Genomic DNA, 26,685 nt, shown 5'->3' with positions numbered 1-26,685 from the left:
GAGCGTTCGCCGCCGAGGATCGGTCGCTTTCGATCAGTCCACGATGATCGCGCCGGCGGGCAGCTTGCCGCTGTATTCGGCGCCGCGCTCGTAGGCCGAAGTATGGATCATCGCGCCAGGCGGGATGGTGCGCGAACGATACAAATTCGGACGCTTCTCCGTTTCCTTCGTCGTCCAATCGTAGTGCTTCTTGGGAACGAACTCGGCGAGGTGCCACCAACCTCGCAGAGATTCGTGCATCTGCGCACGCGGATCCGGCCGGACGTAGCGGCCATCGCCGCCCAACTGAGCCGTCTCCTTCACCGCGTCCACGAGCAGTCCGGCCTGCTTGGCTTCCCGCAGCATCCACTGCAGCGCGATCTTGGACAGGCCGCTTTCGGCCTCGGGGTAGCCGCCGCCGACGTCGCAATGGACACCGGGAAACCAGACCTGCTTGAGGTCTCTCGGCCCGCCGGCCGGACCCGGTCGCCACAGATTGGTCCGAAAGAAGGCCCGCCGCTCGTCGATCGCGACCGCGTGGCGCCCTATCGCGATGTCGCCGTTGTCCGCCGAATACGGCAGATGCAGCGGGTTGTCGATCCAACCGACCGAGCTGACCGTGTCCCAGACGCCCACGAAGTGAGGCTGGCAGGAGACCTTGCCGTAGGTCTGGCGAAAGTCCTCGGCCAGCTTGAAGTAGGCATCAGCCGCCTTCTGCTGCGAAGCCGGGCTCGACTGGTTCGTATTCCTGATCGCCATCATCATCCGGATGGCGTAGGGAATGAGCGCCTCGCTTCCCGGCCTCATCAACCCGTACATCTTCAGGAGCGATGTGACTGCCCTTACCGTGTAGGCGCCACGGCTGAAGCCGAAGAGATACAATCTGTCTCCGGCGGAGAAGTACCGCATGATGAACGTGTATGCGTCGCGAACGTCCGCTTCGAGACCGTAGCCGACCGCCTGACCCAATAACTTCGTCGCCGCCCTGCTGTAGCGGGTGAGCGCTCCGGGCGGCTCCATCGTTCCCACTCCCGGGTGATAATAGGCGACTTGAGTGGCGGGGTCGTCGACCAGCGTGAAATACAGCTTGATCACGTTGGTCCGATCCTCGGCGAATTCGTTGGCCGCGCCGTCGCAGCAGACCACAACGTTCTTCATCATCTCGCTCACTCTATCGTCGGAGAAGGGGAGCCGTCGAAGCGGATCGATATGCCTGCCGGGTCATCGGGGTAGTGCGTTCGAAACGGCGGCGATCCCTTGAGCTCCTTCGGACCGTTCCAGCGGTTGGTAAATTTCGTCCTGGCATTGAATATCAACAGCGGGTTCGGCCCGCCCTCCACCAGCACCCGCGCGAGCGCCTCGGCATCGGGATGACCGGAATAGCTTCCGTCGGTCGATATGAGATAGGTCGAGCAGGACACGCTTCGCAGCAACTCGCTGCTGTTGTTCTTCTTGCTGCCGTGGTGGGACAGCTTGTAGGCGTCGAGCTTCACAGGTTTCGGACAGGTGAGGCGACCGAGCGATTTGAGTATCCGTCCCGGAAAGGAGTCAGCCGCGAACAATATTCGAATATTTCCGTACTCCAGCAGAAAGGCGATGCTGGATCCGTTCGCCTCTTTTCTGTCTTCGTAGAACCTCGCTATCGCCAGCGTGGGTATGTCGGGCGGCCAAGCATCGTTTCGTCCCAAGCGGTCCTTCGGCTCTTCCTTGGCCTGCACGCCTTCCGCCTCGTTCACGACCTCCTTCCAAGCCCCCGCCAATTTGACGAGTTGCCCTCGATCCGGACTGAGCAGCGTCAGCGCCAAGCCATCCTGACGGCATAGTCTCGGCAGCTTGCCGCCTTCTTCCACGACCGCCGCATTGCCGTCGAACGAAGCGTTCCACGTCAATGTTCCCTGCGCGACCAAGCCGTCCAGCAACGCGCTCAAGCGTTCGGCCTGCTCTTCGCCGAGCTTGTCGGGTGGCACCAGATGACGATACGCGTTGAACCAGACTTCGCCGATCGTGAGCCCCTCGGGAATATGCTCCAGCAAATCCAGCACGCCGCCGATGTGATCGTCGTCGATATGCGTGACGACCAGAAGATCGACATGCAGGCGGCGCCCGGGATCGGCTTCCATTTTGCGTTCGACCGCCGCCCGCAGGACCTTGGCCTTCTCCGGACCGCCGTCGACGATCAGGTGATGCTCGGCCCTGCCCGATCCGTAACTGATCCAGAGGCAATCCCCCTGCCGGGCGGCGATCATCTCAACTCGCAACATCCGCGCCTCCGATGATCCAATCCGCGTCGCCGAACGCCGTGATCATCAGCCCCGCGGGCAATCCCTTCTTGAGAAGGCTACGCCGAAGATCCGCGATCGCGTCGCCGACCGTGATGGGACGAGCGTCTCGCCAATACTCGTCCATCTTCTCGATGAGCTCGACGGCGATCGGCGCCGCGTGGCGGCCCAGAACGGATGTCAGCGTGGCGATGACGACGGCCGCCTTGGCGTGACGGAATGCCGTGACGAAGCTCGCCATCCTCAGATCGGGTTTGGCGGTCTCGCAGCCCAGAAGGAGGACGATGGTCGGGTGGTTGTCGCCTACGATTCTCTCGTCGATCTGCGCGTTCGTCAGATGCGCGCCGCTCCCGATCTCGAGCACCTCCCTGTTGTTCAAAAGATCCGTATGCGCGACCAGGGCCAATAAGGTGGGACGATCTAGCTGTACATGACGGCGCCAGTCGTCCCAATCGGAGGGAGACAGCAGGACGCTGCAGCTCTTCGGGAGCGCGGGTGTCAGGCGCGGGGGAAACGTGGCGAAAAGCTCTTGCGCGCCAACGAATTCTTGAGCCCGGGTGCTACTGGCGAACATCCGGACGGCCGGCTGCTCTATGCGATTTCGGCCGGTCGGCTCCGTCATCGTCACGAAGGTACCTCGCTCCGGGGCACGCCGATCGTAGAGGTGCCGCTCGATGACTTTCGAAGTTCCCCAGAAACGCAGTGCGCAGACGTGCTCGCTGCCCTTCCGATGCGGACAACTTCCGCAGGATCCCGCGTCGAGCCGATCCGCCTGGTTCGGACAGACGGATACCCCGTCGTCGGGAGCACGCCCTTCGTATACGAACTCGATCGGCAGCGCTTCATCCGGATTGGCGGAAACGATCTGTAGCCGCTCCGGACTTCTGTCCAAGACAGTTCCGAGATTTTTGTCCTCGAAGTACCTCCGAAGGAGGACGCCTTGCTGCGCAAGGTCGTTCAACAACCTCGTCAATGCCTCCGATTCCGGCTCTATGAAATCGTCGGGAAGATTGACGACGTCTTCCAAGATCGACTTGACGGCGGCGAGCGCAGGTTTGATCTCATCCATGTCGTCCAGTTTGATGCGATCGCCAGCGAGCGTCGTGACTTGAGAAAATCCGGTCAGGCTGTCGTTGGTCAAGAGCGCCATGTCGAACGGCCGTCTCTCCCGCAGACCTTCGAAAGTCGCGCGAACGATGCCTTCTTCCCGGAAGGACACGACCGGCGTCGTGGCGCCTTCGACGCCCGTGATATCTCGGATATCGAGTATCGCCGTCTGCAGAATCCGATTCCCGTCGGCGACGAGTATCCTGGCTTTGGCCGACGGCGGCGCGTTGACGAGAAGGAAGGCGTTCGTGCTGGGGCCTGACGAACTCAACGAGATGTCAAGCAGCATACTGTCGACGGGACGGGCGAAACGGCTTCCCCGAAAGAAGGGAATGGTCAAACTCTGCACGAGATTGTCGATCAAGACGGGGCTGAACTCCCGGTCGCTTGCCAATCCCAGGACGTCGCAGCCGGGAGCTACGATGCCGATCTTGAGGCCTTTCCTCCCTTCCTTCCAATCGATCCTCTCATCCGCGAATCTGACGGAATTCGGGTCCCCCTCCTTTTCGCCTTTGGCGATGTGAACCCGAATGAAATGCCAGGCGCTACGTTCGCCATTGAAGAAACCGCGGTTTCCTCTTTTGATCAAGCGACGCTTAGGTGGAGGGACTTGCCAGGCGTCGAGCTTCAATTCCCGCACTTCCGCGAAGTCCAGCCGGCGATCCGATTGTTCGGCAAGGTCACTCGCGGCGCCCCATTCGTGATCGAACGTCGACGTCGTCAAACGCATGGCGTCCGCCGCTTCCCTATACCGTCCCTGCTCCAAAAGCCGATCGGCCCATGCCTTGCCGAGGCGGCTGATGCGCGTCGCTTCGATGAAAGCCGGGTCGGCGATGGTCAGGCGATAAGCAGCCGATAAGGGAAACTTCTCCGAACGTGCTACGGCGTCGTCGAAAGGCAGGTCATGACTGACGTTCGCGACCACGTCGAAGACAGTGGAGGACCCGCTCCAGTTTCCGATCAGCGAGACGGCCGACGCACCGACCTCTTTTCGCAGTCTTGAGATCAGCGACGGCGTTCGTCCGATGGCGACGTCGGGATGCTCGTTGAGCAATATGGCGCTGGCCGATACCTTCCTCGAAGGCAATCGCCGCAGCGTGTCGGAAACGTCCCACGGTGAGACGAGGAGATCGCAAGGCTGACCGGTCCTTTCCAGGTCGATGATCCGGACGAGCTTTCGCATCATCTCCGGAAACGCACCAATCTCATGCATCAACGTCTGCGACCTCCCGTCGGAAAGGAAGCCGATGCTGAGAGGCCAGTTCCACCTGGTTGCGCCCGAGAAACTGGTCGCTCCTATCGAAGCCTGCCACCATTCGAAACAGATTAAGTCGATACCCGTGTTCGGCCAGGTGGCCAGGCGTCTGAGCCAAGGGAACACGAATGCGACATCTTCGTCCGAAAAGTCCCATGCCGGACACTGCAGGGTTTGGGCGCCTTCAAGACGGCCAAAACTGCGCCAAGCAGCCGCTGCGACGCGGGGCTTGATCCCACTCAACAATGTTCGCCACTTGGGAGAGAAACCCTCACCGGATCCCCACCGCAGCCGCCGTGGGTAAACCCGATCATGAGATCTGGTATCCTTGAGCAACCGTCTCAGACAGTCGGTCAGACTTTCGACGTCGTTGAGCGATTTGAGATCACCGGCCTCAAGCGGCCTCAGATCCGATCGAAATAGATTCCCGGCCAGGACGCCTATCGTCGCAAAAGCGGCTGCCCCCTCCCCGGGCTCCGTATCCACCGCCCAAGAAGCGAGCGAAGACCGTATCATTTCTGCCCGCATCGAATGGCCCCAATCCAGTAGCCGATCATCATGGTTGTGGTCTGCCTTAGTTGCAAGCGTGCCTCACGCCGAACGCGGCGGCAATAAGTGCCTTTGACTGCGATCCACTCGCAGCCCATCGGTATCAGACCCTCCGCACTCTTCACTTCTGTTGAACGTCCAGGCTGCACTTCACGGAGCAGAGCATTTTTGCGAGCGACTTGCTGGTCGTCCAATCGAACCCGATATGGCCCAAACCAAGACGATTGCGATCTGCCGTATTGCGGGCAAGTTGGTCGGGTGGCGGACGCTTCACGCGCTTGTCGGTCCATTTCGCCGTGTGGTGGTCCTGATACGTCTTGGTCAGCGGATGGCCGTAAGTGTTGCCCTTTCCATAGGTGTAGAAGAGCCTTCTATATGATCTGCCCGGCGGATGAGGAACCGTCGGCGAATGCGATTTTCCTCCGTGGTGCGGACAGACGATTGCGTCGAGACCGCCACTCTTCGGGTAACGCGGAAGATCTCCGTACCCCGCGTCGGCGGGCAGAAGGGCCGGCTTTCCTGCAACGCGTTTGGGCGGAAGCAGCGAGAGCGCCAGCCCCGATGAATTCTTGGAGCTTCCCGTACATTGTTGGACGATGATCTGGCCGAATTTCTTTGCGGCGACCTTTCGAGGCCAGACAAGAATAGTTCCGTGACTGGCTCGGATCGAGCCGATCAGTGCGGAGTGATGGGGCGCACGCTTGCTCGACTTTACGCTCTGTCGAGGCACGATCCAGGTTCGCGCGTGCACTCGGGTATCGCGACCTTCGGAAGACCAGTGATCATGGTCCCAATGCGACAGTATGATAGGAGGCTGGTTACAGAGACAAAACTGCTTGAGACGGGTCGGAAACGTCTTTCGGTTGCTCGCGACGCCTCCTCCGAAATCGAAATAGCAGGAGACGTGACCACCGCCGGTCAATCCGATCGCTTCACCCTGACCGACGTCGAAGACAGTCAACGCGCCGATCACGTTGGTACGAGGAAGTTCCTGCCTTATCTGATTTACTGTCGCGTCGCCGATCCTTCGCAAGGGGTCCAGGGTGTTGAGCGATGTACGCGTCTCCAAGGAAGACGTTCTGATCGAAAGCACTCGAGCGGAGGACGGCGCCTCGAACAGATTGTTGAATACAAGAGCGCCCCGGGCCCCCGTTCGGCCGGTTTCGATGGTCACCCACCTCCGCTCCAGGCTCAACAGCGCACGGTCCGGCGCTTCCCTCATCGGGCGGACCCCGCTCTGCAAATCGGCGCCGCGGCGGCCTGCAAGTTCTTCGATCGTCGCTGCGTCGAGGTCGATCCCGATGAGAAACAACGGGATTGCAGCCAAGTATTTGATGAGCTCCTGCTCGTCCGAGGCCGCTCTCTTGGCCCAATCGGAGTTGCTCGCGAACCAGCTTTCCGAAACTACGCCGAACAGCAGCCTGAACTGTCCACTCTCGAGCTCCTCGGCCTGATCGAGCGTACCGTGGTAGAATCGCTCTCGTCGGATTGCTCTCGCCCTCTGCTGGTCGGTCTGCGGTTTCACCTGCTTTATCAGAAAGGCGTTGCAATATGCGGGAGAAAATTCGCGCCGTTGCTGCTGTTGCTGCTGCTGCGCGACTTCCTGTTGCTGCTCCTGCTGCTGTTGCTGCCCCTGTTCCTGCTGTTCCTGCAGCGCCAGCAGCAGCTGCTGCTGGTGTTGTTGTTGCTGTTGTTGTTGCTGCTGCTCGGGCTGCTGCGGTTGCTGCTTCTGGACCGACTGAACTTGCGAAGCTGAACCATGGAATGGCTGAGTAGACACGATGGCACCTTCAATCGTCGTTCCGCTTCGATTTCCGAACTGCAACCCGGATGCGTCCAAACCTTGCAGCCGACTTCTTGCCTGTCAGGTCGCAATCGTCGCGTCGTTCGAACGACTGACGACCTTCTGACGGACTTAACGCCTTGCGGACTCGCATTCAGATTTCGAACTCGAGGTAGAGCTTCGGCCTCGGTCCGACGTTCGCGGTTAGTCCCTCGTCATCCGTCCTGAAGGTCTTACCTGACGTTTGATCCTTGAGGGCTTTCACGAGGCCCGCCAACGGCATCGCTGCCCACCGCATCTTCTTCGCCACAGCCTCGTCGACCGGTATGACCGCCGTTTCGAGCCGCTTCATGAGTTCGAGCCCCTGCTGGCGTAAGGTCGCATTATGGCTCCCGTGATGGCCGACCTTGTAGAACACCGTCCGCGCGAGCAGATCGGGCCCCGTAACCGTGCGCCCGTCGGGATGCTTCCAGGACAGCGATTGCCACGAAAGCCAGTTGCCGACCTGCGCATCCCCGGCGAACAGCATGACGTCTCCGCTTTGCAGTTCGATCGCGAGCACCAGGCTCGTGTTGTTGGTCGCGGACTGAAGCATCAAGGCGAATTCGTCCGTCCCGCCCAGCCAATCGCTGTCGATCCGCCGCCATTCCGAGGCATCTCCCGGAGTTCCCCAGTAGTGGTGCTGAAAGAACGGCATCGAGCGCGCCGCCTCCAACGGGATGCTCGAAGAATCCGCGAATGGCCGGACGTCAGCCGGTTCGGCGAGCGCGGTGTAGACGCCCGCCGCCAGCAGCCCGGTCCCGTCGAGGGCAAGCTCGTAGACTTCAGGATTGCGCTTGGACGGGTTGAAATGCTTGATCGCCTTCTCGTCGTGCGGAGGCCCCAGGACGTAGATGGTCGCGCCGGTGCCCGGCACGAGGATCGGTTCGGTCACATCGGGGCGCAGGTAGCGCGTTTTCGAATCGTCGACCTTACGCTTCACGATGTCCAACGCGGCCTTCGTCTTTTCGCCGGCGGCCCCCAGCATGCCTGCGATGTTCAGCAGAGATCCGGCGCCGCTTGCGTCTCCGGACATGGCCCGTACGGCTGCGCCGCGCGAAAGGAGCGCGAAAGCCCGCTGATGATCCTTTTTGAGCGTCTTCGCGAGCTCATCCTTGGAATCTTCCGTCCATGCGAGCCAGACTTCGTCGACAGGGAGGCGCTCGAATACGTCGGACGCCTGCTGAAATCCGGATACGTGGTCCCAATGCTCGTGCGTGATCGCCAACGCATCGATCTTGTTGTTTTTAACGGTCTCGACGATGTCCTCGAGAACGTCCTTCATCTTATCGGTCGCGTTCTGGGTCGCCACCGCGACTCCGCAATCGATCATCAGACGAAAGTCCGTCCCGTCCTGTCTGGGCAATGTGACGAGAATGCAGTCACCAAGCCCTTGCCGATAGACCCGGACGGTCGCCCCGGATCGACCGGCCGCCGCGGAAGGATCGGAATTCGCCTCGACCTTCTGCCGCGGAACGCGCGCCTTCCTAGCCGATTTCGGGACCGAGGCTTTTGCTCGCGCCTTCTTCGCGACAGAGGCTTTAGCCGTACGCTTTTTCTTGGCCATGGGTGCCTCATTCCCTGTGAAGGAGCGCGAATGCTTCGCGGTTCGCAGAAGCGTCGCCTGGAGAGACATAACTAACGCCGCGCTCCGCGGCGCGAGTCGCCGCCGCGATGCGAGCGGCCTGTTGAACGAGCGCGCCGCTTCCTCCGCGCAGGCGCTTCCGGATGAAGTACCTGGGTCTGTTGGTATTCAGATCGACCATCAGCGTGCAGCCTCCGCGATATCGCTCTCCATCCGGTAGACAGCGGAAGGTCTGCGTGATCTCGACGACAAGCCAGGACTGGCTCGAGCCGTTCGGAGCCGTGCGGCGCGTCGGGCGAACGGAATGCACCTCGATCGGCCGCATTTCGCCGGTCATCGTGCCGATTTGGGTCTTCGCCGCCTGCGACTCGAACCCCATCGCGTCGAGGAATGGCTTCCTTTCCGGCTTGAGGATCCACTCGCGGACCTTCCACTGGTTCTCCTGCGACGTCTCGTAGGCCTTCCGCCGATCGGAGTTCAGATTCCAATCCAGCTTGAGCGTCTCGACCAGCGAGGCGAACTGGTTGGCCCAATCCACTTCGATCGGCGGCGGCAGCCATACCAGACTGTCTTCGGCCAGATGGCGAACGTCGGTCGGAAAGACGCCTCGGTCCCGGAAGGCGGCGATGAAGGCGACGCGATAGCCGCGGTCGTCGTTGGGCACGAGGTCCCGATCCGCCGTAACGAGCGCCCTCAGGTATTCGCCGAATGTGATGTCGATGGGAGGGACGTAGTCGAGCGCTCTGATGCAGATGTTCAACACCTGGTTTGCGACGGTGGACGCCTCGTTGGCCAGACGCACCGCCAGATCCTGCGAGATTTCCCCTGCGGGCAAAATGCCGGTTCCGTTGGTCGCCAACCGCATCAGATCGGCACTGCGGCCCTTGTAGATCGTGATGAACGCCGCGAAGACTGCGGATACCAGGATCGATCCGAGCGCGTGAGGATCTCCGTCGTTCTTGGCGTTCTCGTAGTCGAGCCGAGTGACCGGCGCCTGTTGCCACTCCCCTTTTTCGTCTTTGCCGCCGATGGCGCTGCGCAGCGCGCCGTGCATGCCGCTGGACTCCCCGAATTGTACGGCAAGCTGACCGAGGAGGCTCTCTTGAAAGAGATCGCCCCGCGTGTGCTTGACTTGCTGGAGCAGGGACTCCGGCATCGAAAAATGTAGGAAAAGGGCGACGATATCCGCGAAGGCCTCGTGGAACGCCAAGACATCGGGATTGGTCGCTTCTTGAAATCGAGGATGAAGACCGTCCAAAAGGGCGTGGGTTGTCTCGTGAGCGATGATGTCGTGGGAGACCGCGCAGAAGATCTGCGAGCCGGGAAGCGCGTTCCCGGCGTAGCTGCTGTTGGCTCCGAAGTAGCCGAAGAGAAGCGCCATCCGCTGGCTGCTGTAGTAGGCGTTACGCTCGCGAATCGCGTGCGGGTATATGCGCAAGCGCTGGACGTATGCGCTGTCGACGAAGTTCCCTTTATGATCCCGGAAGTAGCGTGGTGCCCACAGCGCCTTGCGGCCGAGCGCCCGTTCGAACCGGGCGATCGTCCGCATCGCGACTGCGTAGACCATCTGCTGGTGAAATTGCGGATTGGCCTCCGAAGGCGAATGCCCGTCGTTAGCGAGAAGATGCGGATGGTTGAGATCCACCGGCGCATAGCAGCACTGGCTGGCCGGATCAACGTCGACGACTTCCAGATATTCGCCGACCGGGCCGGGCAGAAGTCCGCTCTCCCACGGCACATAGACGGTCGCTTGATTGATGCCGAACAACTGAGGATCGGTCTGGGGCGAAGGATCGTAGGCGAAGACGCGAAGCTTGCGGAATGCGGGCTCCGCAATCTCCGGAGCCATAGCAAGCTTCACGTTGAGCGCTTCCGCGGGCCTTACTTTCTGCGGAGTGATTTCCGCGGCTGGCGCCGGTGGCTGCTGTCCGTGCGACAATGCCGTGCGGAGCGGCGAAGAGATCGAAGGCATGGCGAGGACTTGGCCGGCGACGCTCGACGCGTTGGCACCTCCATCGAGTCTGGCTTCGAGACCGCTTGCCTGCAGAATCTGAGCAAGCTCGAGGCGAACCATCGGGTCGGCGGGCGCGGCGCCCCGCCCGAGCAGGATGTCGAGAAGGGCACCGCTTGCGTCATCCGGCGGCAGCATGCGCAGATCGGTCGCTGCCGGCGCCTGGACCGCGTCCTTTGCCCTGAGCTTTCCGTGTCCGAAATGGTCCTTGGGGGCCGCGTTCTTGTCGGCGGTGTTGAACAGCGCGGCTCGCACAGCCTCGACCCGTTGCCATGGCTTTTCGAGGGCTTCATACGCCGCCCGATTGTATTGGATCCAGAGGGCGGCCGCTCCTGCGATCTGCGGTGTCGCAGCGGACGTTCCCGCACCGTCGAAATCGACCACGTCCGGATCTCCGAACCGCGCCCATGGCGTGTTCGGCGTATACGCCGACAAGGCGGTTTCCATCTTCTTGAGAGGCCCGTAGTCGCCTGCCATCTGCGTCGGAGGAAGGTCGGCGTAGGGTTTTCCGTCCGCCATGCTCCCGCATGCCGCCACGACCCTGTCGAAGCGCGCGGGATAGACGATGAAATGCGACGGCAGGTTCGCGTAATTGTTGCCGGCCGCGGTCACGACGATCACACCCGCCTCGTAGAGCGCATTGATGGCTTCGGCCCAAGCCGCCGATGGCAGCCCTCCCATACTCATCGTCACGACGTGGACGAACGTTTCCTTCTTGCGGCAAAGCCCGTGGACGTAGTCGAGCGCCTCCGCGATCGCGCTGTTTCTGAACAGCACGACGCGATTTGCGACGCGAATGGGAATAATTTCCGCCGTCGGCGAGCAGCCGAATTGGCGACCAGCGACGGCGCTACCCGCCAGGATGCTCAGCGTGCCCGTACCGTGGCTGAAATTGTTGAAGACGCCGTCGGAGCGATCGGTCGCGTCGTCGGGAAACTCCTCGTCGACGAAGTTGCGCTGTTCGCCCAGGCTCAGGAAGGCCGGCCGGGTCGAATGGTTGGGATCGAATCCGGTATCGAGATGCGCGATTCGAACCCGCTTCCCGGTTCCCGGGTCGGCGATCTTGCCCAAGGCGTCGAACTGTCCGTGAGTTGCGTCGCGAAACCAAAAATTGTCCTTCTCGTGGGGGAAGGACGGGTCCTGATCGTGCGAACCACCGTCCCGAATGGCGAAGTCGGTCTGCATCCGCGCCGTCGGGCCGATCGGCCAACGCTGCTCGAGGTCGGGCTCGATGATTTCGATGCCTCCGGCGGCCAGCGATTGACCTTGATGCCTCATCGCATGACACAGGTCCCACTGATTGACGCCGGAGGCCGGTAGGTCGGTCTCCACCACATGCCAGGTTGGCTGAGCGGCGGCGCCGAGAGCGTTCGGAACGATGCTCTTGAACAGCGGTCGGGATCTGAATCTGACTTCCGATTTCAGGCCGAGCTTCAGTGGCTTCGGCGAAAACTCGCCGGCGGCCTTGACCAACAGTTGAACTTTACCTTCTGCAGAGCCACCCATTTGCTCAAATCCGCTACCTGCGATCGCGCCTTGGCGACCATAATTCGTCCGACTTCAAAAGTAGATTTCATTCCTCGCAACGGCGATCCGGCCGAGCACTGGCCGCTCGACGGCAGAACGATAGTCGCGATGAAGTCCAGTTGCGCCGCACCCAATATGTCCGCTCCGACTGCGGCCGAGGCCGGAGCGCGAACGCTGTCGAAAAATACCTATTCCCAAGTCTTTCGTGGGCGCCTATCCCACAAGCTTAGATTGACGCAATGTCATAATGCAATGCATTTTTTGGCGCAGACCGGCGCCGTCGTCCGCGGATATGATGATAACCTGGACTGTCCCGTCCATGACCGGTTTACGGCTTCATTGAAAGGCCTTGTTCACGACGGCCGCTAACCTGGCTCCGGCCTTCGCCAGTTGTTGCCTCTTGAGCTTGTCCGCGTCCCTCAGGTACGCGTCTCGATCCGAGAACATGATCGACCACTTCCTCGGACCCGTCTTCTTGTATGTCACGTTGGCCATGGCCTGCTTCGATACGTTGATCGTATCCGTCGCCCAGATCGCCGCCCAATTCTCGATCCGATCCGTATCGGCTGGCATTGCCTTGGCAGGGTCCACCAGGGTCTGCGGTGCAGTGTCGCCGAGATCGGCGGGCGTGTCGTCCCACGCGTGATGGAACGCGTCGCTTCCCTTGAGGACTTTCGGGTCATGGATCCAATTGCCGCCCGCGGTTTCGGTCGAAGGATCGATGGTGTGCGTGACGTCCGGATCGACCAGATTTCCATCCGGCCCGAGGTAGGGCGCCGCAACGTGGAGCGGTTGCGTCATGTCGCCGACGAGATGGGCGAGCATCATGAGCGCCTCCTTCTTGTCCTTGATATCGAACGGCGGAGGAGCGGGGCGTCCGAGCAGCACCGCAATGGCGGCATTGGTCGCGGCGACCAGGTCGTGTTCGCTGTTGCCGACGTAGTTCCGGTCGAACTTGTCCCGCTGCGAGGCGATGTCGTCGAAGTGATACGTGTTGTGACAGCCGAGATTCGATGCGGCACTCGCTCCCTCCGGATAGACGCAGTCGATCCAGTTCCTGCCGGCGTAGTCGACCATCGCGGCCCGGTCGTTCGCGAACGGCGTGCAGGGCGGTTCGTAGAGCGGATCCTCGACGTAAGCGAGGCTACCGTCGGCCTGCCGGTGTACGCTCTTGACGCAGTCGAGCCATGGGCCCGCTTCCCGCAGGTCGACGCCTAGCAGCGTCTTCACCTGCTGTCGCACGCTCGGGCTGAGCAACTGGTCGGCGATCGAGCCGACCAGACGGTGTCCATCCGGCCCCCAGGCCGAAGCGGAGTGAGGCAGATATAAGCCGATGACGGTAGCGAGCACAGCCAAGAATTTTGACATAATCGACATCCCCGCCTGAAAGAATCCGACGCATCGCCGGCCTCGCGCGACGGCCGCCCCCCGGCATGCGCGATCGAAAATCAGCTTGGCCCCTCAATACGACACCAGCATTACGACGCTGGACGCGCGACTTGTCGGTCAATGAAAAAGAAACCGATAGTAGAAAATCCTACAGACAACCAGAAAGCAAGTCCTCTCTCGACCAAGGCCGGATCCTGACGGCTGCCTACCCGACCACCGGCCAGCGCCTAAGCGGCTCGGGCAGAGATCTGGCTTCATGGCGGATCGGGGACTATCCGAACCCAGATGTCCGATGTCGGACAAGTCAGCGCTTAACCCAATTTGGGCACAAGTGAAGCGGGGGGCTGCCTCCCTGCGATCGACATTCGATCTTGCCGCGGAAAGGATGTAGCGGAGCATGCCGTGCACATCGAGGTCAAACGTCACTCCTATCCGGACCTTCCAACAGGAACGTCTTCGGCAACGGGTCGATGAGATTGCGGATCGACTGAAGAATCAACATTTCAAGATCGAGGACATGGCTTCTCGACTTGCCAGGTGTCTGGCCGCGGTCCAGATCGTCGAAAACTCCGTAAACCCGGTTTCGCCCGAAGGGTCGATCGACGAAATGCGCTCTGCGCTCACCTATGCCCAAGCCGTATTGCAGGACATTGGTCAGCAACTGGACGGTATGGGACTTCGGTTTTCATGAGCTGCCGCAGCGAGGTGAGGTCGGTTTCGCCGACGCTGGCCGACTACACGATCACGAAGATCGAGCGCGGACTGTGGCTTCGCCCGGGACTGTCGCGCAAAGATCGCTCTATCGTCACCTTGGCCGCCCTGCTCGCGAACGGGCAGCGCATCAGCATGGCCCACTATTTCAACAACGCTCTGGACGAGGCGATGAAGCCCGCCGAGTTATCGGAGCTCGTCACGCATCTGGCGTTCTACGCGGGATGGCCGAATGCGTTCGCCGCGGTGGACGTTCTGAAGGACAACTACATCGGTCTCGATGCCGTCACCCTCGGTCGCGCGCTCCGGGCACGGAAGGCCCGCCGCGCGGCATGAGATCGTCCGATCAACCGGTGCCCGACTTCGAAGGCAAGCCTCGCCGACCACGCAGCCGAAGCGGACCTCGCGCCCCCGAAGGCAAGGCCGCCCTCCAAAGTCCTCGCAGACGAGCAGGTGATCATGGAGGCCAAAGTGAAAGCGATCCTGGGCAAGACGAACGTGTCCAGGGTCGTCGAGGTCCTGCTTAGGGGCTGGCTGGATGGTACTTACCAGTTGAAGCAGTGAACTGCCGCCGCCCATCTCTTCGAGATCGCGACGACAGCATCGACCTGGACCCCGTGGCCGATAGTCTCGCTCATGGCCCTAACTGAAAGGGCATTGCGCGGCACAAGCTGGACAGATGTGGTATTGCCGGTGCAGGCGCCCGCTCCACTTGTTGTAGACGACCTTCAGGAATGCGAAAGTGGGCGGATGAGCGAGACAGATCGCCGGCTCAAAGACCAGCTAAACGCCAACCAGGCCAAGCGCGAGCGCATGTGCCTGGAGATCCTTTCCGTTCAGCAAGACTACACTGACCTGCTGCCTCGGCTACCCAAGGGCGGCCCGGACGGCGGACGCGATATCCAAGGTTTCCATAGGGGAGAACTTTTCTTCGGAGCCGTGGGGTTCGTGAACGACGCCACCGACACCGACGAACATCGCTCGCAAATACAGCGCAAGTTCGGCGACGACCTCGATAACGCGCTAAAGCCCAAGGAAGACAAACCGATACCAAAGGGCTTCGTGTTTCTCACGAACGTGGGCCTCACCCCGACCATCATCGCGGACTTGCAGAGGGCGGCCTACGGGCGGGGGATCAGCCATTGTGAAATATTCGATCGCGAGCGCCTGAGGATAATCCTGGATTCGAATAGAGGCTACGCCACACGATTCCGGTACCTCGACATCTCGCTGAACGACGCCGAACAGAAGGACTTCTTCAGCGCCTGGGCCGACGGCATCACCACGCTGATCGGTGCAGGGATCAAGGGGATCGATCAGACGACCAAGAAAATTCAGTTCCTCCTCGAGTCGCAGCTTCTGCTGGACCATTTGGTCACCGTCGTCAAACTGGATGCGCCGCTCTGGGACGTCTGCAAGGGCGAATTCTTCTTTCAAACCATGCTATCGCTGCGCGTACACGCACAGGGTCTGATGGGCTTCTACTTCGGAGGAGGGACCGACAAGATCGTGGAGACGCCGGAAGAGCAGAAAAACCGGCAGCGCGAATGGTCGGAGAACTCTCAGTACAACTTCGGCTTCAGTTGGATCATCCCCGACACCGAGCAACACCTGCCGTACAAGGAGGGTAAACTCGAGCATCCGAAGGGGGACGCCGAAGACCGCATGGAGCACATAAAGACGGCCGGGTCGCACGGCATGCTCGACGTGCAACAAGATGTTCTCCGCTTCACAATGCTGTCCGAGCCGTTTCTGGATCGCTTTCAACCGACCTGCAAGCTCCTGGAACTCGAGCGAAGCATGGTCTTGTTCGATTGCAGCAAGGAAATCGCCGAGCATATCTCGGAGATCAAAATCTTCGGCGGCGGCTACGAGTTGCTGAAGCTTGGTAGGGGCGAATTCAGACTGGAGAACGGAAGCTTCGACCGACTGACCGTGCCTCGAGAAGGAAAGCACGAGGCCGACAGTCACGAGTGGATCACGATCAGACCTTCCGGCTTGAATTCGGCTTTCTCGATGGAACTCATGCACACGACGCCGAAGCGATATGACTGGAACTAGGGCGGCGTGCGTCGGCAGCATTACTTCGGGTATGACGAGCAATGCGACATCGACCCACGCCATGATAGTCGTGGCGGCCTGAGGAGGCGACTTGAGCGACGATAGGCAGACCGACGAGAACGCCCACGACGCAGCGCCCACAGCTCCCCCTTGGGCCGCCGCAACCCTGGATGACCTGTCCGAGGTGGACTTCGAAGAGCCGGTTCAGCAGTCCGATAGCGCCGATGCGGCCGTTCTGGGAGATACCTATCGGGCGACAGTCGGACAGTCGCGGCCCACGCAGGAGACCGCCACGTACCGCGTCCATTCGATGCTGGCTGCGGTCATGGGCATGCAGTTCAAGGCCAACGAGCCAAACGATCCTTTTGCGGCGACGGTCGTATGGGCGGATGGTCGTCGCTCGGCAATTCCATCCGACTTCCGTCACGCGGTGGACGTCCTGGCCGAAATGGCCGAGCGAGCCCGTCATCCTGTGCTGCGCGCACGGCTTGCGGACCTGAGCTGGCTACTCGACCGAAAACGCGGCCGCCTCGGTGTGACAGCGGCGACATCATATGTCGAGATCGTCTCCAAGGTCGATTCCGGGGCTCTCAAGCTGAGGTTCGACGCGGATGAGGTCGGAGCCTTGAGACACGAAGCACGTGACCTTCTCAAGCGCGCATTGTTCATCGGACGCGGCACGGGCATGGACAAGAAGGGCGCATCCGATGCGCAGAAGCTCGTCGTCGAACTGCGCCAGCGGTCCATCGACAAGCGACTGCCGAGGCCGGCGCTGATGTTCGGACGCCTGGATCTCCACTTCGGCACCTCGGACGCTGCAAAGATCGGGCAGGACGTCGAAGGGATGATCGGCCGCCTGCCCCCCGAGACCGACACGGACACTCTCGTCGATCTCTGGCGACTCGGCGCGGCGGCCTACCATGCCGCCAAGCTGGAAGACGACGAAAATCGGTGCCGATCGACCGCAGCGGAGCTTCTCGTCGGGGTTGCTCGGCGACAGCCGTCCGCGATGCTGGCCGGGCACACGCTCACCGAAGCCATCCGCGAGCTTCACGGCGTACCGGGCAGCAAGGACCGGCGCAAGGAACTCAGGCATCTGCTGGTGGACATTCAGGCCGGCATCGCCGACGAGATGTCGCCGTTCACGGTGCCGATGAACCTTGAGAAACTCGCCGAGTACGTCGAATCGCAGATGCGGCGTCCGAATCTGCTCGACAAGCTCTTCGTCTTCGCCGCTCTTAGCCAATCGCCGGATCTCGGCAAGCTCGTCGAAGACGCAGAAAAGTCCATCCGAGAGCACCCGCTGGCTTCCCTGTTCGGCGCCAGTCACCACGATCACGACGGCAAGGTCATCTACCGTAGCGACGGAGCCAACTTCGGCGACACGACGAACGGATCCGCGATACGCGATCAGATCGCCCGAGACGAGGGGATTCGCCGTCACATCACGGCGTCCGCCGAGATCGAAGTCGCGCGTCGAGCAATAGCCGCCGAGCACTATCTTTCGGAAGAAATCTTCGCGTTCCTTCTCGAACGGAGCCCGTTCGTGCCGCGCTGGCTCGTCATGACCTACAGTCTCGGCTTCACCCGCTTCTTTCAAGGCGATTTCATCAGCGCGCTGTACGTACTGACGCCGCTTCTGGAAGCCTCCCTCCGCTATGTGCTGAAGAGCCATGGTCACGACGTCACGAAACTGGACGACGCCACGAAGACCCAGGAAGATCGCACGATCTCCTCGCTGTTCGAACAAATGCGCGATGAGTTGGATTCGATCTTCGGCAGCGCGATCACGACCGACCTCGAGAGCGTCTTCCTCAAGAAGCCCGGTCCATGCCTCCGTCATTCGATCGCGCACGGACTGTTGCGTGACGGCGAACCATATTCGGACGATGCGCGCTATGGGTGCTGGCTGATATTCCAGCTTTGCATGCTGCCGTTGTATCGGAATCAGGGAAGCCTGACCCTGCCGTTCGACGAACTTTCTTCGGCGACCGACGGCGCGTAAAGGGGGTGCCCGGGAGAGTCCGACCTTCGCGCGGCGCGTCATTTCCCGCGACCAAGCCGCCGTACGCGATCCACTGCAGAGCATCGCGGCATTCGGCCGCTAAAGGAGGTCGCTGCGCCCGCTTGTCGCCGCGCTATCCACGGGATATAGGCACCTGCGGTAGTCGCACTGACGACTTCAAGAAAGCGATGGAGAGTTTCGTCGACCGAAAGCAGCGGATAGCACCGCACAACCTTACTTTCGCTTGGAATTCTTCATCTCGTTGAGCGACGCCTCAGGAACGTGCAAGTCATGCGCGACCGATTGAGCGGCTTTCAGTCTTGCTCCGTAGTATCGCACGGCAGAGAGATCCCCTGCCGAAACAAAGGCATTGATAGCGGCTTCCGTCAGTTTAACCGCTTCATCAGCTCTTGCCGCATCGCGCTTGCGCATGGCGAGGACCGTCAATGCGTCTCCAAGGTTGCCGGTGCTCTGCGCCCAGCCGGGGGCTCGCGCCTGGGTGCGCTCCTTAAGCGCCTCCCGAAAGGCAGAGCCCAAGAAGCCGCGGAGATCGCTGATGGCTAGGATCGGGTCCGTCCCCCAATGGTTCGCTCGCGTCATGCGCCGATCCGAGGTTCTGCTCGCGTATTCCGAGATCACCGGCGCCTCGGACCGGAACGAGGCATGTGCGGAATTTCGAGGCGTCGTGGTCGATGTCGTGCCGGGGCTGATCCGCAAACTCGAGCCAAACGACGAGTACCAATTGGAGTTGTTGGACGCCGAACAAAGGACGCTGCTCCGGATCCGAATCGTGAGCGAGATAACGGAGCCATGATCGCTTCGAGGCTCTAACGGCGACATCAAGCTGCGGCATGCAGGGGCTGCCAGTCCCGTCCGTGCAGAACGTCCGCCAACAACCTGCAGAACGGCTTGGTCAACGGATCGCACTCTAGACCGTGCACTCACAATTACCGATTGCCCGCTTGCCACTCGACCAAGCGAGAATGAGGGCATCGCAGCACGCTGGAGAAGGGCCAGCAGCAGCCGGCAGGCCTGGAGGCCGTCGGCAACACGAGGCCGTTTCTTAGTTGCTCCGATCGTGCTATACAACCCTTATGGCCAGCCAGCAGATTGCTCGCCGCATGTCGATTTTAGACGTGTTGACTGACTCGGTACGTGAGCCCGCCGCGATTGAGCGAATCTCAACGTGGGTCCGGGCTGGGCGCTTGGTCGCAATACGGAATGCTTTTTGGACTGATTTCGCCGAGGCAATGCACTCCGCCCTCGACACGACGGATGCCTGGAGACTGTATGAGAATTATAGTGGCGAGTTTCATTATCGCCACCACAACCTCTATCGGACGGCAGACTATCCCGATGCTCTGATCAATTGCAGAGAGCTGATTGATGCGCCGGAAACGAAGTCTTGGGCTTCTTCAATGACGGGCAGGACATGCGAAGATACGGTCTTCTCGGCGAGCCTATATCTTCCGGGAGACTACTCGCTTCCGCACGACGACTGCGTTCAGACCCCATCGGGATCTCGCCAAGTCGCGTACATTTGGCATCTCACGAAGGGTTGGGACATGGGCTGGGGTGGCGCGCTTTATTGGTGCCCCGCACACCGTTACATTCAACCTTCCTTCAACACTTTGTACATTTTCAACGTCAACCCTCGGAGCGTTCACTTGGTCACTCAAGTGAATCATGAAGCCAAAGCAAAACGGCTGACTATAAATGGCTGGTGGCTCGGTCCAGACACGCAGTCTGGGGAGTCATGCTCAGCGACGACAACTTTTCTCGGAGATGGCGCCTTGCAGGCGTACTAGCTTTGAAAATGCGCCTGAGGTCTCTGCAAACAAGGAGCAGCGGATGTCTAAGCTCGACCTTCTCTGGCTTGAACTGACTGCAGGCTGTAATCTCAACTGTGGGCACTGCTACGCGGAATCTAGTCCCAGCCGAGTGGGGGAGCAGCATCTCGCGTCTGATCTGTACATAAAAATTATTTCGGACGCCGCACAATTAGGTTGCCAGCGCATACAATTCATCGGCGGTGAGCCGACTTTGCACAATGACTTGCCTCGTTTTTTGCGGGCTGCCCAATCGGCACGAATACCGCATATTGAAGTCTTCACGAACGGCACTCGTCTTTCGGACAAGCTAATCGAGGTTCTCCGCGAAACTGGCACTCAGGTCTCAATTTCGTTCTATAGCGAAGAACCTGAAGTTCATGACGCCATTACTCAACGACGCGGAAGTCACATCGCAACTAGCAACGGAATCAAGGCTCTTGCCAAGGCGAAGATACCCTTGCGACTGTTCTACATAGAAATGGCGGAGAACAGCGGCCACTTCGACCGCACCAGGCGATATCTTGAGACACTGGGCGCAACTGACGTTTCGTACGATCGCGTTAGACATATCGGCCGCGCCTCAACGCTTGGCACTCCTGACGCGATTGACGCAGTTGGAGAGCTATGTGGAATGTGTGGCTCCAAGCGTGTCGCAGTGCTTCCCGATGGATCTGTCGCTCCCTGCATCATGTCTCGACACCTAATTGTCGGGCACGTGGAAGATAAGCCCTTGAGCAGGATCCTCGAGGATGATCTATTGCAGCAGTTTCGAAGTATGTTGAAGCGAGCTACGGCGAAGAACTTCGCTCCGTTCCGCGATTCGACGGAAGACGATCCAAAGTCGCCGCAATGCAGCCCGAACGGGGGCACTCCGGACAGGAGCACACCTGAGCACCCGGCTTCGCCGCAGTGCAGTCCGAACAGGGGCGTGCCGGAAAGGCGCATACCGGATCACCCGGATTCCCCGCAGTGCAGTCCGAACAGAGGCGTGCCGGAAAGGCGCGTACCGGACCACCCGGATTCCCCGCAGTGCAGTCCGAACAGAGGCGTTCCAGAAAGAGGCGTACCGGATCACCCGGATTCCCCGCAGTGCAGTCCGAACAGAGGCGTTCCGGAAAGAGGCGTACCGGATCACCCGGATTCCCCGCAATGCAGTCCGAACAGGGGCGTGCCGGAAAGGCGCGCACCGGACCACCCGGATTCCCCGCAGTGCAGTCCCAACAGGGGCACTCCGTCCAAGGAGCTTTCGGCCGTGCTCGCCGTGAATGCGGCGAAGTCCGCAAAACTCAGTTCAGAGATGCTTTGACAGTGCGCGTCACGGATTTATCAGAAACGTTCGGCGGGCCGGTGTTCCTGCTCTCCCACTTGGTGTCTCCAGAACGCGCGCCGGCGCTTGCACGCCAACTCACGAGAATGCAGGGCCGGCTCGTAACTTTTGGGACTTCGCGTCGATACTGGGTGGAGCGAAACATCCCAATGTCTCATCCTGTCTCACGGGTCATGCATCAGCCGAAAGTCGAGCGGCTGGTGGGTGGCCTAACAAACAGCAGAAAATTGCGTAGAGTTGCCTGGTCAAACCACTACGGACCTGGCCAGCAGATTCCCTGGCACGTCGACAAATCCGGCGCACTCCAAATTGTATTGCTTCTTAGCGACCCCGGTCCAAGACAAGGATCCCTGCTGCTGCAGAGCCCTACAGGGCCTCGGACCATTTCGCTGAAACGTGGTGATGCGATCTTGTTTGATGCAGCCCGCTTGCTTCACCGGACGACCCCTCCAAGAGGAAATAAATCGAGGGTCACGGCAGCAATGCGATACTTCCTTATCTAGAGACGAGATGGCGTATGGAGGAAGTTGGGCAAGCTCTTGTGGCTCAGAAGCTGGTTTCGATACTTTCCGGCGCAGCAAGGCCGCGCATTCCATTCAGTGTGAATGAAGCCGCGGAAGGGACCGACATTTACCAGTTCCCGTTTTTTAGTCCGATGTTAGCCGACGAAATTGCGCAAGTCGCAGAGAATGCTCCATACGAGCCCTCATTGACCTCGCCGGGAGGCGGACGAGATCACCGTCGGTCTCACGGCTTCTTCATGAATGAACTTAGTCGGGCACTGGTGGAGAGTTTTGTCTCTTACGCCTCCGAACCGCTTGATTACGCGGTCAGGCATGCTTGGCAGTGGACGTTCAGCAATATTGCTGACGTATCCTTGCTGAGGTACGAGCCTGGTGAGTTCTATTCGCGGCACATAGATGCGGCAGACAGTCAACTCTGCGCGATGAGACAGGTCTCCTTCGTCGTTTATCTCTCGGATGATTGCTCGGGAGGGAATACATACTTTCCCCGACAAAATGTGAGCATTGTTCCGAAGAAGGGATCGGCCGTAATCTTCCCTTCTGGAATCACTCATCCTCATGAAGCACAGAGCATCATTTCCGGAGTTAAGTACGTGATCGTGGGGTGGCTATTCAGGGCAGCTTGATTGCTGAGGCTGCTGGCGTGCCATCTCACGGAGTACGAGAGCTCCTTCCGATTCACCGTCACCGGCCGCACTACTCCGACCACGACGCGCCACCCTTCACTTGCGTCACTGAACCTCGGGCCGCTGCGCTCGCTGTGCACGTCTTGGGAACTGCCAATTGCCTCGTAGCGCGCTGCCAATATCGGGCCCCGTCGATGGCGCCAACATGCGGACGCTGGCGGATGCTATATGGTCGGGTGCTTGGTCCTCGGCGAAGAAAAGTTGGATCACATGACCGCGCAGATCGATCGATTTTCACTCGTTACGGCGCCACTTTCCCTTTATTTCGACGATACCCATCTCTCGCACGCCACCGGCTTCATCTGGGAACACGGGCGGCAGAACTACCTCATCACGAATTGGCACGTCGTCACCGGCCGCAATGCCAGAGACGGAAAATCGCTTCACAGCCATGGCGGCCGTCCGAACGTCATCCGCGCCCTCTTCAACACACGGGTACAGCAGTTTCTCAAGCAGGAACACATCATAGGGATACGGGACGAGAATGACAGGCCTCGGTGGCTGACGCACCCGGCGCGCGGTCGCGCGGTCGATGTTGTCGCCATTCCGCTCCCCTACGACAATGACAATCCGATCTTCGATCTGCATCCTATAAACCGGTACGCGGCGACCGAATTGACCGCCCGCATCGCGAACGAGGTCTTCGTCTTGGGCTATCCGTTTGGGCCGGAGCCGCCTGGATACCCCGTATGGAAGCGCGGCAGCATGGCGTCCGAGCCCGATCTGGCCGCCATTGGCACCGGCCATCATCTGATCGACACGGCATCGAGAGACCGGGCATGTCGGGCTCGCCCGTCATCCGCCGCATCTGGAATCAACGCGTCGACGGCGACAAGGTGATCCCTTGCCCGACGCCGCTCAGAACCGAATTCGCCGGCGTCTATTCCGGAAGGCGCCACACCAAAAATGAAAGCGACGTTCAGTTGGGCCTCGTCTGGCCGCGCAACTGTATCGAGGAGATTATCATCGGCAACAAACGCGACGCGGATTGACCGCCTCAGGTGCGGCTGCAAGCGCAATCGACGGACCGTGTACTCCCTTCGATCTTGGCGCCCGCTATAGACAGCAGCGATCCGATCTTGGCACTGGCACTCGTACCCCTTGCGAATCCTTCAGACTCAAGCTGGTAATGAAGGATGACCGCGAAATCTCCCCACAACGACAGCCCTATCTCGGAGCCGTCCGAGGACCGCTTCGGGATTGAACCGTTCGCGAAGACGCTTGCCGACGGCATTCTCCGGATATCGGCGCCGGAAGGAACGGTCATTGCTCTGAACGGCCCCTGGGGATCGGGGAAGAGCAGCACGGTGAACCTGGTCCGTCATCACCTTTCGGACGCGCTCGAAGCCGAGCACATATCCATCGTCGATTTCGCCTGCTGGTGGTTCAGGGGCGAGGAGGAGCTCGCGCTCGCCTTCTTCAGGGAGCTCTACGCCGGTCTTGGACCGTCTCTGGGGAGTAAGTTCAAGAAAATCCTGCCGAAGCTCGGTGCTCGCCTGCTCAAGACTGCCGAAGTCGTCGGCCCGGCGGTCGATCTGGCCGGCGCGGCGGGCGCCGGCACGATCGCTTCCGGAGCCATGAAATGGGCGTCGGACCTCATAAAGCTGGATGAGAGTGTCGAGAAACTCTACGCTGATATCTCCAAGACCCTGAAGGGGCAGAAGCGACGCTTCCTCATTGTGATCGACGATATCGACCGGCTTGCTCCGGACGAGGCCCTACTGATCTTCAGGTTGGTGAAATCGGTCGGCCGTCTGCCGAACGTCATCTATCTGCTGATATTCGATCGCCCCCTCGCGGAAGCGATCGTGAGGCAGAAATACCCTTCCGAAGGGCCTCAATATCTCGAGAAGATCATCCAAGCCAGTTTCGACATCCCGGAACCGCGAATGGAGGATTTGCGCGATCAGGCACTCGCCAACATCGAGAAGATATGCGGAGTACCGAGCGAAGGCGATCTCACGCAGTTCATGAACGTCTTTTACGACGTCGTCGCGCCCGAGATCCGGACGCCGCGCGACGTGAACAGGTTGGCTAACAGCCTTTCGGTTGCCTGGCCTGCGATCGGCGCTGAGGTCGACCTCGCCGACTTCATAGGGATCGAAACCCTGCGTCTGCTTCAGCCGGCGGCCTACCGAGCAATTCGGTCCAACAAGGCCCGACTTGCCGGAACCGCGGATCGTAGGCTCGACGGACACTCAAAGGATCAAAAGGGTGAGTATGACAAGATTCTGCTCGGCGACGTGGAGCCCAAGGACCACGAGCGGATTCGGCGGGCTCTAAAGCGCCTTTTCCCACGATTGGATTCCGTGTGGGGCAATACTTCATACGGATCGGATTGGGTTGCGGATTGGGAACGCAAGCGTCGGGTTTGCGCGCCGTCCCGATTCGACTCGTATTTCAGATTGTCCATCGGCGACGAGGTTTTGAGGAAGGAAGAAGTCGACGCACTTATCGAGCAGGCCTCCGATCGTCCCTTCATACAAACGAGACTGAGGGAAGCGCTCGGCATACTAAGGCGTAACGGCGGGACGAAAGCCGCGCTCATCCTCGACGAGCTCAATCTTCATGCCGATTCGATCGCGAATGACGACGTGGTGCCCTTGCTGACGGCGCTATTCGAGATTGCAGACGAATTGGACACACCTCGCGATATCGCGAAAGCGTTTTCCATAGGCGGCAACTTTCTCCGCATCCATTGGCTTCTACGTCGACTTGTGCTCGAACGCTTCGACGTCGCTGAACGGTCGGCAATCCTGCTGGCTGCTGCGAAGGCGTCTTCCGTTGGATGGCTAAGTGACCTGGCGTCATCCGCATACGCCGCGCACAATCCTCGGGAAGATACAATTCCAGAGACGGCACGGCTGATTACGACCAAGGAGGACTGCGATAAGCTGCAGGTGATGGCGCTGAAGGAAATCCGTGCCGCGGCCAAATCTGGAAACTTGGCCTCCCATCACCGGGTTCGCCAGCTTCTCTACAGATGGCACGACCTGGCGAAGGACGAAGGCAAGGAGGTGAAGCGTTGGACGAAAGAACAACTCGCCCGTGACGACGGTGTTGTCCTGTTCGCGGCGGCCTTCACGTCTCACGGCTGGAACCACGGGTCGGGTAATCGGGTCGCACAACGCGTAACGTACGCCGTAGTGGATGGAATCGAGGGAATTCTCGATGCAACCCGTTTTCGTGAAAGGGTTAGAACTCTCCTTGGTGCGAAGTCCTTAGCTGAGGAAGATCGGTCTGTGCTCTCGCAATTCGAGAACGCTTGGACCAGGCAGGACAAGGGAGACCGCCGCTGAACTGCCCCTGTAAGAACGGCCTGGCAAAATCAATGTCCGCGTCGCGATCGGCGGCAGGGTCATCGAGCCGGGTGACCTCGTCATCGGAGATGGCTCTCCGGTGACCGGCGAGGAGAGCATGTGACTTCTCAAGAAAGGCCGTCGCGCGCGCCTCCGCTTGCAGACGGCGGTGCTCGTCGCGCCCCGCCAGCGTAGCCGGCAAGCCGGCTTCTTCGAGCTCCCGTCTGACATGAGGACTTAGATATCCCTTGGACTCCGCGATCGCGTCGACCGACTCGCCGGCGTCGATGCGACCGAAGAATTCCTCGACGGCGAAGTTCGCAACCAAGAACGAGACGAAGTCCGGCGCGTCTTCCGGCCGGTATTTGAACTTCGCCACGAAACGGCGTTCGTAAGAGACATAGCCGGCGGCTATTTCGATCCTGGAGATATCGAATGCGGTCATTGCGGTGCTAACCTAGCGCAGGCTTGAACGGATCGTCCCGACTTCCGTCCGGATCCGCGAACTTCACTGTGCGCGAAATCGCACCGTCGTTCTTGAAATGGGTCAAACACTCGCGCTTGAACTCGCGTCCGAACTGGAGGCGATCGGGAGCCTTCACGAATTCGGTGCATGCGAGCAGTCGGTCGAGGATCGGCCCTGTTCGGCACGGACGAGGAACCTGGCCCCACGCCGCGATGCGCTTTTCGACGGCCGCAAGGTCGCGATCACGATCTTCGAAGTCGATGGTGCCCAC

At 60.2% G+C, this 26,685-nt stretch carries 21 protein-coding genes; 11 read left to right on the top strand and 10 right to left on the bottom strand.

The features are described from left to right. Positions 1 to 33: 33 nt before the first annotated feature. The 7 genes from A3M7_RS44520 to A3M7_RS0118850 all read right to left on the bottom strand — a co-directional run bounded on the left by A3M7_RS44520 (position 34) and on the right by A3M7_RS0118850 (position 13,464). Complete coding sequence (locus A3M7_RS44520) at positions 34 to 1,140, bottom strand: DUF2235 domain-containing protein (protein ID WP_198033770.1); 1,107 nt, start codon at positions 1,138 to 1,140, stop codon at positions 34 to 36. 5 nt (positions 1,141 to 1,145) lie between these two features. After that, on the bottom strand, positions 1,146 to 2,240 hold the full coding sequence (locus A3M7_RS44515; RefSeq protein WP_156936925.1) for a ComEC/Rec2 family competence protein: 1,095 nt from the start codon (positions 2,238 to 2,240) through the stop codon (positions 1,146 to 1,148). Then, the gene (locus tag A3M7_RS0118875; RefSeq protein WP_156936924.1) at positions 2,227 to 4,863 is read right to left on the bottom strand and encodes a hypothetical protein; all 2,637 of its coding nucleotides are present in this window, start codon (positions 4,861 to 4,863) and stop codon (positions 2,227 to 2,229) included. The genes A3M7_RS44515 and A3M7_RS0118875 overlap by 14 nt, the downstream gene beginning before the upstream one ends. 427 nt (positions 4,864 to 5,290) lie before the next feature. Next, a complete protein-coding gene (locus A3M7_RS0118870) occupies positions 5,291 to 6,994 on the bottom strand; it encodes a hypothetical protein (RefSeq protein WP_156936923.1) in 1,704 nt (567 codons plus the stop codon). Positions 6,995 to 7,106: 112 nt separating this feature from the next. Next, positions 7,107 to 8,558, bottom strand: a complete 1,452-nt coding sequence (locus tag A3M7_RS44505; RefSeq protein ID WP_198033769.1) for an MBL fold metallo-hydrolase — start codon at positions 8,556 to 8,558, stop codon at positions 7,107 to 7,109. A 7-nt stretch (positions 8,559 to 8,565) separates the two neighbouring features. Further along, the gene (locus A3M7_RS0118855) at positions 8,566 to 12,093 is read right to left on the bottom strand and encodes a S8 family serine peptidase (protein WP_027545322.1); all 3,528 of its coding nucleotides are present in this window, start codon (positions 12,091 to 12,093) and stop codon (positions 8,566 to 8,568) included. A gap of 357 nt (positions 12,094 to 12,450) precedes the next feature. Next, entirely contained in the window at positions 12,451 to 13,464 is a 1,014-nt protein-coding gene (locus A3M7_RS0118850; RefSeq protein ID WP_245284282.1) for a S1/P1 nuclease, read from the bottom strand. A gap of 556 nt (positions 13,465 to 14,020) precedes the next feature. On the opposite strand from A3M7_RS0118850, the gene A3M7_RS48640 reads away from it, so the two are divergent. The 4 genes from A3M7_RS48640 (at position 14,021) to A3M7_RS49700 (ending at position 18,280) form a co-directional block, all read left to right on the top strand. Continuing rightward, a complete protein-coding gene (locus A3M7_RS48640) occupies positions 14,021 to 14,194 on the top strand; it encodes a hypothetical protein (protein ID WP_156936922.1) in 174 nt (57 codons plus the stop codon). Beyond that, positions 14,191 to 14,550 (top strand): carboxymuconolactone decarboxylase family protein, encoded by a 360-nt coding sequence (locus tag A3M7_RS44495; RefSeq protein ID WP_049823531.1) that lies wholly within the window; start codon positions 14,191 to 14,193, stop codon positions 14,548 to 14,550. The genes A3M7_RS48640 and A3M7_RS44495 overlap by 4 nt, the downstream gene beginning before the upstream one ends. Positions 14,551 to 14,964: 414 nt before the next feature. Next, positions 14,965 to 16,275, top strand: coding sequence for a hypothetical protein (locus A3M7_RS0118830; protein WP_027545319.1), 1,311 nt, complete (start codon positions 14,965 to 14,967; stop codon positions 16,273 to 16,275). Between the two features lie 310 nt (positions 16,276 to 16,585). Beyond that, on the top strand, positions 16,586 to 18,280 hold the full coding sequence (locus A3M7_RS49700) for a DUF4209 domain-containing protein (protein WP_371090198.1): 1,695 nt from the start codon (positions 16,586 to 16,588) through the stop codon (positions 18,278 to 18,280). Positions 18,281 to 18,514: 234 nt separating this feature from the next. On the opposite strand, the gene A3M7_RS48630 is transcribed toward A3M7_RS49700, so the two are convergent. Beyond that, positions 18,515 to 18,727, bottom strand: a complete 213-nt coding sequence (locus A3M7_RS48630) for a hypothetical protein (RefSeq protein ID WP_156936921.1) — start codon at positions 18,725 to 18,727, stop codon at positions 18,515 to 18,517. 109 nt (positions 18,728 to 18,836) lie between these two features. On the opposite strand from A3M7_RS48630, the gene A3M7_RS44485 reads away from it, so the two are divergent. The 7 genes from A3M7_RS44485 to A3M7_RS0118790 all read left to right on the top strand — a co-directional run bounded on the left by A3M7_RS44485 (position 18,837) and on the right by A3M7_RS0118790 (position 25,948). After that, positions 18,837 to 19,094, top strand: coding sequence for a hypothetical protein (locus A3M7_RS44485; protein ID WP_156936920.1), 258 nt, complete (start codon positions 18,837 to 18,839; stop codon positions 19,092 to 19,094). A 280-nt stretch (positions 19,095 to 19,374) separates the two neighbouring features. Next, positions 19,375 to 20,088, top strand: coding sequence for a 2OG-Fe(II) oxygenase family protein (locus A3M7_RS51270; RefSeq protein ID WP_027545317.1), 714 nt, complete (start codon positions 19,375 to 19,377; stop codon positions 20,086 to 20,088). Next, positions 19,997 to 21,418, top strand: coding sequence for a radical SAM protein (locus A3M7_RS51265; protein ID WP_084302282.1), 1,422 nt, complete (start codon positions 19,997 to 19,999; stop codon positions 21,416 to 21,418). The genes A3M7_RS51270 and A3M7_RS51265 overlap by 92 nt, the downstream gene beginning before the upstream one ends. 538 nt (positions 21,419 to 21,956) lie before the next feature. Then, the gene (locus A3M7_RS44480; RefSeq protein WP_049823528.1) at positions 21,957 to 22,589 is read left to right on the top strand and encodes a 2OG-Fe(II) oxygenase; all 633 of its coding nucleotides are present in this window, start codon (positions 21,957 to 21,959) and stop codon (positions 22,587 to 22,589) included. A gap of 270 nt (positions 22,590 to 22,859) precedes the next feature. Next, positions 22,860 to 23,489 (top strand): hypothetical protein, encoded by a 630-nt coding sequence (locus tag A3M7_RS48625; RefSeq protein WP_156936919.1) that lies wholly within the window; start codon positions 22,860 to 22,862, stop codon positions 23,487 to 23,489. Next, positions 23,429 to 23,641, top strand: coding sequence for a hypothetical protein (locus tag A3M7_RS0118795; RefSeq protein ID WP_027545315.1), 213 nt, complete (start codon positions 23,429 to 23,431; stop codon positions 23,639 to 23,641). The genes A3M7_RS48625 and A3M7_RS0118795 overlap by 61 nt, the downstream gene beginning before the upstream one ends. A 144-nt stretch (positions 23,642 to 23,785) precedes the next feature. Next, positions 23,786 to 25,948, top strand: coding sequence for a P-loop NTPase fold protein (locus A3M7_RS0118790; protein ID WP_027545314.1), 2,163 nt, complete (start codon positions 23,786 to 23,788; stop codon positions 25,946 to 25,948). Here the strand turns inward: A3M7_RS0118790 and A3M7_RS49695 are convergent. Both A3M7_RS49695 and A3M7_RS0118780 read right to left on the bottom strand, forming a co-directional pair. Next, positions 25,845 to 26,393, bottom strand: a complete 549-nt coding sequence (locus A3M7_RS49695) for a hypothetical protein (protein ID WP_027545313.1) — start codon at positions 26,391 to 26,393, stop codon at positions 25,845 to 25,847. The two genes, A3M7_RS0118790 and A3M7_RS49695, sit on opposite strands and share 104 nt — an antisense overlap. Before the next feature lie 7 nt (positions 26,394 to 26,400). Continuing rightward, the gene (locus tag A3M7_RS0118780; protein WP_156936918.1) at positions 26,401 to 26,685 is read right to left on the bottom strand and encodes a hypothetical protein; all 285 of its coding nucleotides are present in this window, start codon (positions 26,683 to 26,685) and stop codon (positions 26,401 to 26,403) included.

The sequence above is a fragment of the Bradyrhizobium sp. WSM2254 genome (assembly GCF_000472645.1).
In the GTDB taxonomy this organism is placed as follows: Bacteria; Pseudomonadota; Alphaproteobacteria; order Rhizobiales; family Xanthobacteraceae; genus Bradyrhizobium; species Bradyrhizobium niftali.
The sequence above is the reverse complement of the archived record's forward strand: the minus strand, read 5'-3'. Positions and strand labels throughout refer to the sequence as shown.

Excerpts from the sequence above, each read along its gene's own strand:
- A3M7_RS44515 (WP_156936925.1), bottom strand. The coding sequence starts at position 2,240 with ATGTTGCGAGTTGAGATGATCGCCGCCCGGCAGGGGGATTGCCTCTGG.
- A3M7_RS0118790 (WP_027545314.1), top strand. The coding sequence starts at position 23,786 with ATGACCGCGAAATCTCCCCACAACGACAGCCCTATCTCGGAGCCGTCC.
- A3M7_RS51265 (WP_084302282.1), top strand. The coding sequence starts at position 19,997 with ATGGCTGGTGGCTCGGTCCAGACACGCAGTCTGGGGAGTCATGCTCAG.
- A3M7_RS48640 (WP_156936922.1), top strand. The coding sequence starts at position 14,021 with ATGGCTTCTCGACTTGCCAGGTGTCTGGCCGCGGTCCAGATCGTCGAA.
- A3M7_RS44495 (WP_049823531.1), top strand. The coding sequence starts at position 14,191 with ATGAGCTGCCGCAGCGAGGTGAGGTCGGTTTCGCCGACGCTGGCCGAC.
- A3M7_RS0118855 (WP_027545322.1), bottom strand. The coding sequence starts at position 12,093 with ATGGGTGGCTCTGCAGAAGGTAAAGTTCAACTGTTGGTCAAGGCCGCC.
- A3M7_RS51270 (WP_027545317.1), top strand. The coding sequence starts at position 19,375 with ATGGCCAGCCAGCAGATTGCTCGCCGCATGTCGATTTTAGACGTGTTG.
- A3M7_RS44505 (WP_198033769.1), bottom strand. The coding sequence starts at position 8,558 with ATGGCCAAGAAAAAGCGTACGGCTAAAGCCTCTGTCGCGAAGAAGGCG.
- A3M7_RS49695 (WP_027545313.1), bottom strand. The coding sequence starts at position 26,393 with ATGACCGCATTCGATATCTCCAGGATCGAAATAGCCGCCGGCTATGTC.
- A3M7_RS0118830 (WP_027545319.1), top strand. The coding sequence starts at position 14,965 with ATGAGCGAGACAGATCGCCGGCTCAAAGACCAGCTAAACGCCAACCAG.
- A3M7_RS49700 (WP_371090198.1), top strand. The coding sequence starts at position 16,586 with ATGCTGGCTGCGGTCATGGGCATGCAGTTCAAGGCCAACGAGCCAAAC.
- A3M7_RS0118795 (WP_027545315.1), top strand. The coding sequence starts at position 23,429 with ATGTCGGGCTCGCCCGTCATCCGCCGCATCTGGAATCAACGCGTCGAC.
- A3M7_RS44480 (WP_049823528.1), top strand. The coding sequence starts at position 21,957 with ATGGAGGAAGTTGGGCAAGCTCTTGTGGCTCAGAAGCTGGTTTCGATA.
- A3M7_RS44520 (WP_198033770.1), bottom strand. The coding sequence starts at position 1,140 with ATGATGAAGAACGTTGTGGTCTGCTGCGACGGCGCGGCCAACGAATTC.
- A3M7_RS48625 (WP_156936919.1), top strand. The coding sequence starts at position 22,860 with ATGACCGCGCAGATCGATCGATTTTCACTCGTTACGGCGCCACTTTCC.
- A3M7_RS44485 (WP_156936920.1), top strand. The coding sequence starts at position 18,837 with ATGGCTAGGATCGGGTCCGTCCCCCAATGGTTCGCTCGCGTCATGCGC.